The sequence below is a fragment of the Aeromonas sp. genome (assembly GCF_051657805.1).
GTDB lineage: Bacteria > Pseudomonadota > Gammaproteobacteria > Enterobacterales > Aeromonadaceae > Aeromonas.
This window is the reverse complement of the sequence record NZ_JBOFLJ010000021.1, coordinates 135,817-148,679: the sequence shown is the minus strand read 5'-3', so window position 1 is coordinate 148,679 and position 12,863 is coordinate 135,817. Positions and strand designations below refer to the sequence as shown.

12 protein-coding genes are annotated in these 12,863 nt (G+C 60.7%); all 12 read left to right on the top strand.

The window, feature by feature from the left end:
* The first annotated feature begins 303 nt into the window (after positions 1 to 303).
* The 12 genes from ACRCYW_RS07945 to ACRCYW_RS07890 all read left to right on the top strand — a co-directional run bounded on the left by ACRCYW_RS07945 (position 304) and on the right by ACRCYW_RS07890 (position 12,852).
* Positions 304 to 1,194, top strand: coding sequence for a hypothetical protein (locus ACRCYW_RS07945; protein ID WP_438549581.1), 891 nt, complete (start codon positions 304 to 306; stop codon positions 1,192 to 1,194).
* 692 nt (positions 1,195 to 1,886) lie between these two features.
* A complete protein-coding gene (hybO, locus tag ACRCYW_RS07940) occupies positions 1,887 to 3,020 on the top strand; it encodes a hydrogenase 2 small subunit (protein ID WP_438549580.1) in 1,134 nt (377 codons plus the stop codon).
* Entirely contained in the window at positions 3,017 to 4,054 is a 1,038-nt protein-coding gene (hybA, locus tag ACRCYW_RS07935; protein ID WP_438549579.1) for a hydrogenase 2 operon protein HybA, read from the top strand. Before hybO ends, hybA begins: the two co-directional genes overlap by 4 nt.
* Positions 4,047 to 5,234, top strand: a complete 1,188-nt coding sequence (gene hybB, locus ACRCYW_RS07930; RefSeq protein ID WP_438549578.1) for a Ni/Fe-hydrogenase cytochrome b subunit — start codon at positions 4,047 to 4,049, stop codon at positions 5,232 to 5,234. Before hybA ends, hybB begins: the two co-directional genes overlap by 8 nt.
* A complete protein-coding gene (gene hybC / locus ACRCYW_RS07925; RefSeq protein WP_438549577.1) occupies positions 5,231 to 6,934 on the top strand; it encodes a hydrogenase 2 large subunit in 1,704 nt (567 codons plus the stop codon). Before hybB ends, hybC begins: the two co-directional genes overlap by 4 nt.
* Positions 6,934 to 7,449 carry a HyaD/HybD family hydrogenase maturation endopeptidase gene (locus tag ACRCYW_RS07920; protein WP_438549576.1) on the top strand — a complete coding sequence of 172 codons (516 nt, stop codon included), beginning with the start codon at positions 6,934 to 6,936 and terminating at the stop codon, positions 7,447 to 7,449. The genes hybC and ACRCYW_RS07920 overlap by 1 nt, the downstream gene beginning before the upstream one ends.
* A complete protein-coding gene (gene hybE, locus ACRCYW_RS07915; RefSeq protein WP_438549575.1) occupies positions 7,431 to 7,943 on the top strand; it encodes a hydrogenase-2 assembly chaperone in 513 nt (170 codons plus the stop codon). Before ACRCYW_RS07920 ends, hybE begins: the two co-directional genes overlap by 19 nt.
* 105 nt (positions 7,944 to 8,048) lie before the next feature.
* Complete coding sequence (locus tag ACRCYW_RS07910) at positions 8,049 to 9,641, top strand: ABC transporter substrate-binding protein (protein ID WP_438549574.1); 1,593 nt, start codon at positions 8,049 to 8,051, stop codon at positions 9,639 to 9,641.
* Entirely contained in the window at positions 9,626 to 10,636 is a 1,011-nt protein-coding gene (locus ACRCYW_RS07905; protein ID WP_438549573.1) for an ABC transporter permease, read from the top strand. Before ACRCYW_RS07910 ends, ACRCYW_RS07905 begins: the two co-directional genes overlap by 16 nt.
* Positions 10,626 to 11,438: an ABC transporter permease gene (locus tag ACRCYW_RS07900; protein ID WP_438549572.1), complete on the top strand. Its 813-nt coding sequence runs from the start codon at positions 10,626 to 10,628 to the stop codon at positions 11,436 to 11,438. The genes ACRCYW_RS07905 and ACRCYW_RS07900 overlap by 11 nt, the downstream gene beginning before the upstream one ends.
* Positions 11,432 to 12,223, top strand: coding sequence for an ATP-binding cassette domain-containing protein (locus ACRCYW_RS07895; RefSeq protein WP_438549571.1), 792 nt, complete (start codon positions 11,432 to 11,434; stop codon positions 12,221 to 12,223). Before ACRCYW_RS07900 ends, ACRCYW_RS07895 begins: the two co-directional genes overlap by 7 nt.
* Positions 12,223 to 12,852, top strand: coding sequence for an ATP-binding cassette domain-containing protein (locus tag ACRCYW_RS07890; protein WP_438549570.1), 630 nt, complete (start codon positions 12,223 to 12,225; stop codon positions 12,850 to 12,852). The genes ACRCYW_RS07895 and ACRCYW_RS07890 overlap by 1 nt, the downstream gene beginning before the upstream one ends.
* The last annotated feature ends 11 nt before the right edge of the window (positions 12,853 to 12,863 follow it).

Below are 12,863 nucleotides of genomic sequence, written 5' to 3'. Positions count from 1 at the left end.
AATGAACCATTGTCTAATGGTTCATTTTTGCATTTTGGAAAGCTCTTTTCGTAAACACCTTAATGAAAGCGTATGTAATGGAAATGTGTAAGACTGCTTGTTTTATTTATTTTACATGGTTACAAACAATACTGTTGATAGCATTGCCTCTCTACTCTTAGTAAGAGTTTCAAGCTATTCGTAGGCTACACAAAGTAATTGCTAAATAAATTGTTGATAGTAAAGCGATCTAAGATATAATAACATCATATTTAAAATGATGTATTTAATCCTGCACACTGTAGTATTTAAGAGGGATGTTTAATGCGCTTTTATATAGGCGTGGTCTCATTATTAATGTTTCTTTCATCTGCTGGTCATGCAGATGAATATTTTTTTAAGAAGGTTGCAGATAAAAATATTACGCCAGAAGAAACCGGTAACTTGACTCTATCTGATAGTAAAGATATTGCTTTAAAGGAAGCTATGCTACATAGCAAGATCATGCTGGATGATGGTGTTCTTTCTATTCCTGGTGTATGCAAAGTTAATGTGCGCTCTGATCTTCCTAAGAAAAGAGGACAGTCTGATTTAGATAGTATTCACCATGTAAAAGAAAATACAGGAGATGATGGAGAATATAAAAAAATAAAGGATAGCGAGATTGATTTTATTACACGAGCTGACTCACTCTCCAGTGGCGAGAGTGAGTGTGATTTCTTATATCACTTTGCCATAAAAATAGGGACCGATCTTATTTTTTATAATAATGGATGGAGTGTTATTTATACATCCAGTAATAAACACTCATCCACAGCTGGCTCTGATAAAGAAAAATACAATATTGGTGATATAGTTTGTACTGTTGTTAGGGGGGGGGATTATGAAAGAAATGATCACTGTGTATATAATGGGGCAATATATTCTGCATACGAACAATTTTATGTAAATAGTTCAGGAAATAATAATGGGTGGAGTTCTCTTCTTCCTAACTATAAAGATGTGCTTTCTCGTAGTCAGAGTGAAAAATCGAATGAGTTTACCATTCTGTCTTCAAAAGATACTGGTAAATCGGGTGAAATATCTATTACATATACAGTACTGACAAAGAACTATATTAAATTGCTTAGTTCCATGGAAGGGGGGGGAACACAAGTTAGCTTTAAAGAAAATGGTAATATAGTCAATATAGAAATAAATAGTTTTCCAGATTGAAATTAATGCCCCATATAATACACCCATTTAAATTCATTGGTGATGCCTTACTTCCCTATAAAATTCCCGACACCGGCTTTTAGCCGGTGTTTTTATATCCAAGATCATGCAACAGCGGCGGTATCACTCTCTTACTTGGTTTTTCTCTCTGAGTCAGGGAGCCGTCCTCGGCTGTTTCGTGTTTGTAGAGGACTTACGAGTAGAGGATTGTTTGAGGCCTATGCTGGGTAGGGGGTTAGGAAGTGGGGTTGTCAGAGCGATGGCCTACGACTGATGACGAGCAACCCAGGCTTGATTAATTAATCGGTATTGTACTGCTTTTTCCAAGCTTTCTTTGCGTGCTCCACTTAACGAAATTGCGGCCCCAGTCTCGAGAATGTCCAATATCAGCCGCGGGAGAATGATTCTGTGACAACGCTTTCATTTTGAGCAATGGATCCTTCGAATAACTCGAAGTTTAAATGTTTTTAATTCCAAGCGATCAATAAATAACCCATAATGGGTATTGGTTAGTTGAGAATGATTTTCGATAACTCATTGCTGTATATGGATTTTTTATTTTTCGTGATGAGTTTTCTAGTCGACTAATGTCCCCTGACTTGATGGAGATCAACATAAGGGTGGGGGAGGAGGCATAGCATTTCCGCAATTAAGCATTTGTCAAAGAATGCTCACTGACGGGAATAAGACGAATGGTCGCGGATAATTTTTTATCGGCTCATGGAATTAATCGCCGTGATTTTATGAAATTGTGCGCCGGGATGGCCGCAACCCTGGGGTTAAGCCAGAATGCAGTGGCCAAGATGGCTACAGCGCTCACCAGCCCACAGCGGCCTCCGGTGATCTGGATAGGGGCGCAGGAGTGTACCGGTTGTACCGAGTCGCTGCTGCGTGCCACCCACCCCACCATAGAGAACCTGATCCTCAACACCATTTCGCTGGAGTATCACGAGGTGCTCTCGGCGGCCTTCGGCCATCAGGCGGAAGAGAACAAGCACAACGCCATGGAACGCTATAAGGGCAAGTATGTGCTGGTGGTGGATGGCTCCATCCCCCTCAAGGACGGAGGCGTCTACTGCATGGTGGCGGGGGAACCCATCGTCGACCATATTCGCCGCGCCGCCAGCGATGCGGCCGCCGTCATCGCCATCGGATCCTGCTCCGCCTGGGGCGGGGTGCCCGCCAGTGGTGGCAACCCCACCGGCGCCGTCAGCCTGGAAGCGGCCCTCGGCAATATCGGCACCCCCATCATCAATATCCCGGGCTGTCCGCCCAACCCCCACAACTTTCTCACCACGGTCGCCTACTACATCACCTACGGCAAGCTGCCGGTGCTCGATGCCAAGAAGCGGCCGCTGTTCGCCTATGAGCGCCTCATCCACGAGAACTGCGAGCGCCGCCCGCACTTCGATGCCGGCCGCTTCGCCAAGGAGTTCGGTGACGAGGGCCACCGCCAGGGCTGGTGCCTCTATCACCTCGGCTGCAAGGGGCCCGAGACCTACGGCAACTGCTCGACCCTGGAGTTCTGCGATATAGGCGGTGGCATCTGGCCCGTGGGCATAGGTCACCCCTGCTATGGCTGCAACGAACAGGGGATCGGTTTCAGCAAGGGGATCTTCCAGCTCGCCAAGGTGGAGAATCCCACCCCGCGGGTCGAAAAACCCGATGTGGCCATCCAGGAGGGGGGGCACATGTCGCCCACGGCCACCGGCCTCATCGGTGGTGCCCTCGGGGTGCTGGTCGGGGTGAGCCTGATGACGGTGCGTGAACTCGGTCGCCAGCAGAAGCGCCACGAAGCCGAGCAGCACACCTCACGGGGGGAATGACCGTGAACAGACGCAACTTCCTCAAATTCGCCTCAGTGGGTGCCATGGCGGCGGGGGCGGTCATGCCTGGCAGCGCCATGGCGGCGGCCAAGAACAAGCCGCCCATCCCCGGGGCGCTCGGCATGCTCTACGACTCCACCCTCTGCGTCGGCTGCCAGGCCTGCGTGGCGGAGTGTCAGCGCCTCAACGGCAATCCGGCCAACCCGGCCGGCGCCCGGACCTGGTCCAACAACGACAAGCTGACCCCCTACACCAACAATATCATCCAGGTGTGGCGAAGCGGCAGCGGCGAACACAAGGACCAGCTGGTGGATGGCTACGCCTACATCAAGAAGCAGTGCATGCACTGCGTGGATCCCAACTGTGTCTCCGTCTGCCCGGTGCAGGCCCTGCGCAAGGATCCCAAGACCGGCATAGTCCACTACAACCCGGACGTCTGCACCGGTTGCCGTTACTGCATGGTGGGTTGTCCGTTCGACGTGCCCAAATACGAGTACGACAACCCGCTAGGAGCCATCCACAAGTGCGAGCTGTGCAACCAGAAGGGGCTTGAACGCATCGATCAGGGCAAGCTGCCCGGCTGTGTCGAGGTGTGCCCCACAGGTGCCGTCATCTTCGGCACCCGCGAGGATCTGATGGCCGAGGCGAAACGTCGCCTGCTGGCGACCCCGGGCAGCGAATACGCCTACCCGCGCCAGACCCTCAGAGCCAACGATCCCTATCTGCATGAAGTGCCCAACTACCAGCCTTACGTCTATGGCGAGAAGGAGGGGGGCGGCACCCAGGTGCTGGTGCTGGCCGGTGTGCCTTACACCAAGCTGGACATGCCTGACCTGCCCGAGCTCTCCTCCGGCGCCCGCTCGGAACATATCCAGCACACCCTCTACAAGGGGATGGTGCTGCCCATGGTGGTGCTGACTGGTCTGTCCGTGCTGATTCGTCGCAATGCCAAGCGCCACGATCGGGGGGATGAGCACGACCAGGGCAAGCCGCAGGATCAGGGCAAACAGACGGGAGGCAAGGATCATGAGTGAACACAAGGCCCGTCCGCTGGGCGGTAAGCTGGTCAGTTGGCCCGTGCTGGTGCTGGCCCCCTTCGCCGTGTTGTGCGGCATGCTTATTCTCAAGCGCCTCATCTTCGGCCTGGGGTCGGTCACGGACTTGAACGGGGGCTACCCCTGGGGGCTCTGGATCTCCTTTGATCTCTTGATCGGCACCGGTTTCGCCTGCGGTGGCTGGGCCCTGGCCTGGGCCGTCTACGTCTTCAACCGGGGTGAGTATCACCCCCTGGTACGACCGGCGCTCTTGGCCAGCCTGTTTGGCTATTCGCTGGGCGGCCTCTCCATCACCATAGACGTGGGGCGCTACTGGAACCTGCCTTACTTCTACCTGCCGGGTCACTTCAACACCTCATCCGTACTGTTCGAGACGGCGGTCTGCATGACCATCTACATCGGGGTCATGGTGCTGGAGTTCGCCCCCGTGCTGCTGGAGAAATTCGGCTGGAAGACCACCATGGCGCGGCTCAACAAGATCATGTTCTTCATCCTGGCCCTCGGCGCCCTGTTGCCCACCATGCACCAGTCCTCCATGGGATCCCTGATGATAGTGGCGGGAGAGAAGATACATCCGCTCTGGCAGAGCTACGAGCTGCTGCCTGTCTTCTCCCTGCTGACCGCCTTCATCATGGGTTTCTCCATAGTGGTGTTTGAAGGGTCGCTCGTGCAGGCGGGGCTCGCGGGGCGCGGCCCCAACGAGAAGCCGCTGTTCTACAAGTTGACCCAGGTGATCGACATCTTCCTGATCCTGTTCGTGGCCCTGCGCTTCGCGGAGATCGTCATCAACGACAAGTCGGAATACCTGTCGGACTTCAACCGCTACGCCATCATGTTCTGGAGCGAGATAGCGCTGATGATATTCCCGCTGCTGGTGTTCCACTGGGACAAGAGCCGCCGGGATTCCCGCATGTTGTTCCTGGGGGCCCTCAGCATGCTGCTGGGCGCCGCCCTCTGGCGACTGGATTACTCCCTGCTCGCCTTCAACCCCGGCAATGGCTACCACTACTTCCCCAGTACCGAAGAGGTGCTCATCTCCCTTGGCTTCGTCGCCATCGAGGTCTGCGCCTATCTGCTGCTGATCCGGCTGCTGCCGGTGTTGCCATCGCTTGAACGTGTTCACCAAGATTATCAGGCCCGAGGGAAAGCCAACGTATGAGCCAACGTATCACCATAGACCCCATCACCCGCATCGAGGGGCACCTGCGTATCGACTGTGAGATCGAAGGCGGCGTCGTCACCAAGGCCTGGTCATCCGGCACCATGTGGCGCGGCATGGAGGAGATCGTCAAGGGCAACGACCCGCGCGATGCCTGGATGATAGTGCAGCGCATCTGCGGGGTCTGCACCTCCATCCACGCCATCGCCTCGGTGCGGGCGGTGGAGAACGCCATCGGCGCCAAGGTGCCGGTCAATGCCCAATACATCCGCAACCTCATCGTCGCGGCCCACAACATCCACGATCACATCGTCCACTTCTACCAGCTCTCGGCGCTGGACTGGGTGGACATCACGGCGGCCCTCGAGGCCAACCCGCAAAAGGCGTCAGACATGCTCAAGGGGGTATCGACCTGGTCCCTCAACAGCGCCGCCGAGCTGACCAAGGTGCAGGAGAAGATCCGCGCCCTGGTGGCGAGCGGCCAGCTCGGCATCTTCGCCAACGGCTACTGGGGCCACAAGGCCATGAAGCTGAGCCCAGAGGTGAATCTCATCGCCGTGGCCCACTACCTGCAGGCCCTGGAGTGCCAGCGGGATGCAAACCGCATCGTCGCCATCCTGGGGGGCAAGTCGCCGCATATCCAGAACCTGGCGGTGGGCGGGGTGGCGAACCCCATCAACCTGGACGCCCCGAGCGTGCTGAACCTGGAGCGCCTGCTCTACGTGAAGAGCTTCATCGACCGGCTCGGCGAGTTCATCGAGCAGGTCTACAAGGTGGATGCCGCCATCATAGCCGCCCACTACCCCGAGTGGCTGAGCCTGGGGCAGGGGGCCAAGCACTACCTCTGCGCTCCCGAGCTCCCCACCGACGGGGAGGGCGGCAGCTTCCTGCTGCCGGGGGGCTATATCGAGAACGGGGATCTGGCGAATTATCGCCCCATCGACAGTCATCAGGATGCCTGGCTGATGGACGGCATCGCCGAGAGCAACAAGCACGCCTGGTACAAGGACGATGAGCCACTCAAACCCTGGGAAGGCAAGACAGAGCCGAACTACACCGGCTGGCAGGATGACGGCAAGTACTCCTGGGTCAAATCTCCCACCTTCTACGGCAAGGTGGTGGAAGTAGGCCCGCTCGCCGACCTGCTGGTGAAGCTCGCGGCCAAGCACCCGGGCACGGTGGCGCACTTCGATCAGTTGAACGGCATCTATCAGACCCTGACGGGTTCGGCCATCAAGACGGAACAGCTGCACTCCACCCTGGGCCGAATCATAGGTCGCTCGGTGCGCTGCTGTGTGCTCAAGGATACGCTTTCCCACCAGTGGCAGGCGCTCATCGACAACATCGGCAAGGGGGACGTGACCGCCTACATCAAGGCCGAGATCCCGGCTGACAAGGAATTTCGCGGGGTGGGCTTCGAGGAGGCGCCGCGGGGCATGCTCTCCCACTGGGTGGTCATCAAGGGCGGCAAGATTGAGAACTACCAGGCGGTGGTGCCTTCGACTTGGAACTCGGGTCCGCGCAACTTCAACGACGAGCCCGGCCCCTACGAGCAGTCGCTGGTGGGTACCCCGGTGGCCGACCCGGCCAAGCCCCTGGAAGTGGTGCGCACCATCCACTCGTTCGACCCCTGCATGTCCTGCGCGGTCCACGTGGTGGATACCCAAAGCGGCGATGTGACCCAGGTGAAGGTGCTGTGATGAACACCCTGATCCTGGGGGTCGGCAACCTGTTGCTGAGCGACGAGGCGGTCGGCGTGCGTATCGTCGAGGCGCTGGAGCGCGAATACCGCTTCGCCCCCGGCATCGAGCTGCTGGACGGCGGCACCGCCGGCATGGAGCTGCTCGAAGCCATGGCGAGCCGCGATCACATCATAGTGGCGGATGCGGTGCTGAGTTCCAATCCGCCCGGCACCGTCGTGACCTTGGAGGACGAGGAGATCCCGGCGCTGTTTGGTCGCAAGATCTCTCCCCATCAGCTCGGGCTGGCGGACGTGCTCTCGGCTTTGCAACTGACCGGGGAATCCCCAAGACGGCTCACCCTGGTCGGGGTCGAGCCCCTGTCCCTCGAGCCCCGCATCGGCCTCACCCCCGTGGTGGCCGCAGGGATGATGGAGGCCAAGGCGCGGATCCTGGCCCTGCTGGCCGAGCTCGGCTGTCCGGCCATTCCCCTCACCGAAACGGAGCGGGAGGTCGCATGGCGCAATCCTATCTGACCGACGTGCAGGAGACGGTGGAGGAGTGCGTCGGCTTTGCCGTCGATCCCTCGCCAATCCTGATGGCCCAATATGAGCGCATCGCCCGGGAAGAGATGCAGGCACTGCCCTTCTATCACCCGGCCATGCCCATCCTGGCGGAGTGTGCCCTCTATGAGGGGCAGTGGCTCGGGGTGGTGCTCACCCCCTGGATGCTGAGCGTGGTGGTGCTGCCGGGACCGGATCAGTGCTGGCCCGTGCGCCCACTGGCGTCCCGCATCGCCCTGCAACTGCCCTGTGGCAACCTGACCTTTATGGTGGGGGAGCTGCCCGAGCTGGGACAACTGCTCTCCTGCTCCCTGATGTCGCCGCTGGACCCGCACCTGAGTGCGAAGGAAGGGGCGGCCCTGGTGGGCAGCGTGCACAAGATGCTGCTATCCCTGCCCGTGCAGCAGGACGGGGCCGGGACCGTGGATCTGGGGCGCAGACGACTGCTGGGTGCCCGGCAGGGCTAGCCCGCCGGTACCGTCATATCAGGAATGGGGCCTATCGGCCCCTTGTTTGGTTTAATCAGGCGGCGTTTCTTGCCAAGGGGTGAGAGACGCAAAAGGATAGGCAAGATGATGATCCGACCCCCGGGGGCTGCCGTGTGGCTGGCCCTGTCGCTGGGCGCTGGCGTGCAGAGCGCCTCGGCCCAGCCCGTCCCCGCCGAGCTCAAGCTCGCCATCGGCGCCGAACCCGCCGAGGGGTTTGACCCTCTGCTCGGCTGGAGTCACGGCAGTTACCTGCTGCTGCACAGCCCGCTGCTCAAGCAGATTGCTGGCGAGGGTGCCGATCTCGGCTGGCAGAACCTGCTGGCCGAGTCCGTGGTGCCGAGCAAGGATGGCAAGGGCTGGCTCATCACCCTCAAGCCAAACCTGAAGTTCTCAAACGGCGCGCCGCTCACCGCCGAAGATGTGGCCTTTACCTACAATCGCGCGGCCAAGGAGGGGGGCAAGATAGACATGGGCAACTTCGTAGCGGCCAAGGTGAACTCCCCGCTGCAGGTGGCCATCACGTTAAGCGCCCCCCAGAGCACCTTCGTCAATGTGCTGGGCTCCTTAGGTGTAGTCTCGGCGCGGGATTACGATCCCAAGCGCTATGCCCAGCAGCCTATCGGCGCCGGTCCCTATCGGCTGGTGAGCTATCTGCCGGGGCAGCAGCTGGTGGTGGAAGCTAACCCCTATTACGCCGGTGGCAGCAACGACTTCAAGCGGCTGGTGTTCGTCTTTATCGACGAGGAGAGCGCCTATGCCGCCGCCCAAAGCGGCCAGCTCGACGTGGTGCGCATTCCCCCCTCCCTGGCGCCTACCGTGCCTGCGTCGGTGAAACTCTGGGTACGCCCGAGCGTGGAGAACCGGGGCATCGTCTTCCCCATTCCCACGGCGGGCAAAGATGATGCCAAGGGCAACCCCATCGGCAATGATGTCACCTCGGATGTGGCGGTGCGCCGGGCCATCAACTACGCCATCGACCGCAAGCTGCTGGCGGATCAACTGCTCGAAGGCCATGCCATTCCCGCCTACAGCGCGGTGCAGGGGCTGCCGTGGCAGGGCAAGGATATCGCCTTCAAGGATGGGGATCTGGCCCATGCCAATGCCTTGCTCGATGAGGCGGGCTGGAAGAGGGACAGCGACGGGGTGCGCCACAAGGGCGATCTGCGCGCCGCCTTCACCCTCTGGTACACCAGCGGGGACAGCACCCGGCGGGATCTGGCCGAAGCGGTGCGCGCCATGCTCAAACCCATTGGCCTGGACGTGAGCCTCAAATCTGGCAGCTGGGAGCAGGTGGAGCGGGCCATGCACGCCAACCCTGTGATGATGGGGTGGGGGAGCCTGGATCCCATGGAGCTCTATCACCACTATCAGAGCGGCGCCGCCGGGGTGGAGTTCTACAACCCGGGTTACTACCGCAATGCCGCCGTGGATGCTCACCTCAAGCAGGCGCTGGATGCCCCGAACTGGCAGGCGGCCCTGCCCTTCTGGCAACAGGTGGAGTGGGACGGCAAGACAGGGGCCGGGGTACTGGGGGATGCCGCCTGGGCCTGGCTGCTCAATGTGCAGCACACCTACCTGGCCAACGCTTGCGTCGATCTTGGCAAGGGGGCGCCCGAGATCCACGGTAGCTGGTCTCTGCTGAACAACCTGCAGGAATGGCGGTGGACGTGCCGTTAAGCTCCAACCGCTGGGTGCTTGCCAAGAGGACGGGCAAGACCCTGCTGCGACTGGCCGGGCTGCTCGTGCTGGTGTCGCTCGCCTGTTTCGTGCTGCTGAGTCACTCTCCTATCGATCCCATCAAGGCCTATATCGGCAACGATCTGCTGCACGTGCCGCCCGCGCAATACGCCAAGATTGCCGCCCGCTGGGGGCTGGATCAGCCCCTGTGGCTACGCTACTGGCACTGGTTCGGCCGGGTGCTGCAGGGGGATCTCGGCTACTCCATGCTCTACAACGCACCCGTAGCCCAGGTGATAGGGCAGCGCTTTGCTGCCTCCTTTGCGCTGCTGGCGGGGGCCTGGCTGCTCTCCGGCACCCTAGGTGTCTTGCTGGGGCTCTGCGCCGGTCGCTATCTCAACCGCTGGCCGGACCGGCTCATCTGCCGCCTCGCTTACCTGCTCGCCTCCCTGCCCACCTTCTGGGTAGGCCTCTTGTTGCTGGCCCTGTTTGCGGTGCACTGGCCCTTGCTGCCGGTCTGCTGCGCCTGGGAGCCGGGCCTGGGTGCTGACCAGGTGGATTGGGCCATGCGGGCGCGCCATCTGGTGTTGCCGGTGACGACCCTGGCGCTGCTCGGGATGGGCAACATTGCCCTGCATACCCGGGGGCGGGTGGCCGAGGTGCTGGAGAGCGACTTCATCCGCTACGCCCGCGCCCAGGGGGACGGCGGCTGGCCCATGTTGCGTTTTCACGTGCTGCGCCACGCCCTGACCCCGGCCCTCTGCCTGCAGTTTGCCTCCCTTGGCGAGTTGATCGGTGGGTCGCTCCTGGCAGAGAAGGTGTTCTCCTACCCGGGACTCGGTCAGGCGACCGTGGATGCGGGGCTGCGGGGTGACATTCCCCTGCTGATGGGAATCGTGCTGTTTTGCACCCTGCTGGTGTTTCTCGGCAACACTGTGGCGCGTCTGCTGCTCGCTCGCATCAACCTGGGCTGGGGAGAACGCCATGCTGTTTAATCCGCTGCCCTCACTGCTGCGCCTCGCCTTTGCCCTGAGCTGCCTGCTGCTTCTTGCCGGTTATGGCTGGCACCTGGCGGGGCAGGAGGTGCCCATGGACTTGCTGGCTCGCCAGCAGAGGCCGTCGATGGCCCACTGGTTTGGTACCGATCAGATGGGGCGGGATCTCTGGCTGCGCGCCTTCCAGGGCACCCTCACCAGTCTGGAGCTCGGCATCAGCACGGCCCTGTGCAGCGGCCTGCTGGCCATGCTGGCCGCCAGCCTCTGTCTGGTGCACCCCAGATGTGACGCCGCCGTGCGTCTGGTGATCGACGCCATGCTGGCGCTGCCCCACATGCTGCTGCTGATCCTCATCTGCTTCACGGTGGGCGGGGGCCTGCACGGGGTGATCCTGGCGGTGGCGCTCACCCACTGGCCGAAACTCGCGCTGATCCTGCGCGCCGAGGCCAGACGCATCGCCAGCAGCGACTATGTGGTGCTGGCCCGTTGTCAGGGGATGGGGGGACTAGGGCGTTGGCGCATCCATCTGCTGCCCGGACTCTTGCCCCAATGGTTTATCGGCACGCTCCTGATGTTTCCCCATGCGGTGCTGCACAGCGCCGCCTTGAGTTTTCTGGGCTTTGGTCTCGCGGCTCACGAGGCGTCGCTCGGGCTCTTGCTGGCCGATGCCCTGCGCTATCTGGCGGGGGGCGGCTGGTGGTTGGCCCTTTTCCCCGGGCTGATGCTGCTGTTGCTGGTATTGCTGTTCGATCTGGCCACCCGAGCCCTGCAACGGCTCTGGTTTGGGGGGGAGCCATGCTGAGCTTCGATAAGGTCACCATAGAGGCCGCCCGCTACAACTGGCTGGGCCGCCGTCGCTGGCAGCCTCTGCTTCGCGACATCGATCTGCAACTGGCTCCCGGCGAGATAGTCGCGCTGGTGGGGGGCAGCGGTGAGGGCAAGAGCCTGCTGCTGCAAAGCGCCCTCAGCCTGCTGCCAGGCAACCTGCGCATGGGCGGCACCATCAGCCTCGACGGCGCGCCGCTCTGTGACGAGAGCCGGGCCCGGCTGCGTGGTCATACCCTCTGCCATGTGCCCCAGGGGGTCAGTGCGCTGAATCCCTTGTTGACGGTGGAGCGCCAGCTCGGTCGCGCCGCCCGCCTCTGCGGCCAGAGCAGTTCGCGCGAGCAGCTCAGCCGGCAATTGCTGAGATACCAGCTGCCGGTGCACACCCTGGCTCACTACCCGCGCCAACTCTCCGGCGGCATGGCGAAACGCATTCTGGCCTGCGCCGCGGCGCTCAGCGGGGCGCGCTTCATCCTAGCGGACGAGATCACCGCCTGGCTCGATGAAGGCCTGGCCTGCCAGCTGTTGGCCCAGCTGCGGGAACTGGCCGCCGAGGGCAGCGGCATCCTCTGGGTCACCCACGATCTGGCGCTGGCGGCCCGCTTTGCCGATCGCATCGTCGCGCTTCATCAGGGTCGGGTGAGCGACAGTTTGAGCTGCCAGCAGCTGAGGGCGGGGCAGGGCAGCGAGATCCTGAGAGCCCACTGGCAGGCGTTGCCGGAGTTTCACTCGTTGTTCCCTGCCAAGCCGGAGGTGTGCTGATGTTCGAGGTTAGGGATCTGAGCATCCATCAGGGAGAGCGGCCCCTCTGGCAGGGCTTGAGCCTGAAGATCAAGGCGGGGGAGCGGCTCGGCCTCTCGGCGCCGAGCGGTTATGGCAAGACCACTCTGGGGCGGGTACTGGCGGGCTGGCGGCCATTGTCTGATGGCGGCAAGGTGCTGCTGGATGATAAGCCTCTGCCAACCTCTGGCTATAACCCGGTGCAGCTGATCCCCCAGCACCCTGAGCTCTGCTTCAACCCACGCCGCAGCACGGGGCAGGCGCTCTGGGATGTCTGGCGCCCGGACGAGGCCATGCTGGCACGCTTTCTGGTGAACCCGGAGTGGCTCAGCCGCAAGCCGGGCCAGCTCTCCGGCGGCGAGCTGGCCCGCATCGCCCTGCTACGGGCGCTGGATCCCAGAACCCGATTGCTGATTGCCGACGAGGTGACAGCCCAGCTCGATCCTCGCATCCAGCGCCAGCTCTGGCAGGAGCTGATGCGCGAATGCGAGAGCCGCGGGCTAGGCATATTGGTATTCAGTCACCAGCAGGCGCTGCTGCATCAGGTGTGTCACCGTGTGATCCGCTTCGGCGAGGGGGAGCAGGAGCAGATGGCCAGCAGCGCGGCCTGAGGGCAGGGGCT

What these genes read in the sequence shown, in the direction of transcription:
- hybC (WP_438549577.1), top strand. Translation starts at nt 5,231, where the DNA reads ATGAGCCAACGTATCACCATAGACCCCATCACCCGCATCGAGGGGCAC.
- ACRCYW_RS07945 (WP_438549581.1), top strand. Translation starts at nt 304, where the DNA reads ATGCGCTTTTATATAGGCGTGGTCTCATTATTAATGTTTCTTTCATCT.
- ACRCYW_RS07920 (WP_438549576.1), top strand. Translation starts at nt 6,934, where the DNA reads ATGAACACCCTGATCCTGGGGGTCGGCAACCTGTTGCTGAGCGACGAG.
- hybB (WP_438549578.1), top strand. Translation starts at nt 4,047, where the DNA reads ATGAGTGAACACAAGGCCCGTCCGCTGGGCGGTAAGCTGGTCAGTTGG.
- hybO (WP_438549580.1), top strand. Translation starts at nt 1,887, where the DNA reads ATGGTCGCGGATAATTTTTTATCGGCTCATGGAATTAATCGCCGTGAT.
- ACRCYW_RS07910 (WP_438549574.1), top strand. Translation starts at nt 8,049, where the DNA reads ATGATGATCCGACCCCCGGGGGCTGCCGTGTGGCTGGCCCTGTCGCTG.
- ACRCYW_RS07890 (WP_438549570.1), top strand. Translation starts at nt 12,223, where the DNA reads ATGTTCGAGGTTAGGGATCTGAGCATCCATCAGGGAGAGCGGCCCCTC.
- hybA (WP_438549579.1), top strand. Translation starts at nt 3,017, where the DNA reads ATGACCGTGAACAGACGCAACTTCCTCAAATTCGCCTCAGTGGGTGCC.
- hybE (WP_438549575.1), top strand. Translation starts at nt 7,431, where the DNA reads ATGGCGCAATCCTATCTGACCGACGTGCAGGAGACGGTGGAGGAGTGC.
- ACRCYW_RS07895 (WP_438549571.1), top strand. Translation starts at nt 11,432, where the DNA reads ATGCTGAGCTTCGATAAGGTCACCATAGAGGCCGCCCGCTACAACTGG.
- ACRCYW_RS07900 (WP_438549572.1), top strand. Translation starts at nt 10,626, where the DNA reads ATGCTGTTTAATCCGCTGCCCTCACTGCTGCGCCTCGCCTTTGCCCTG.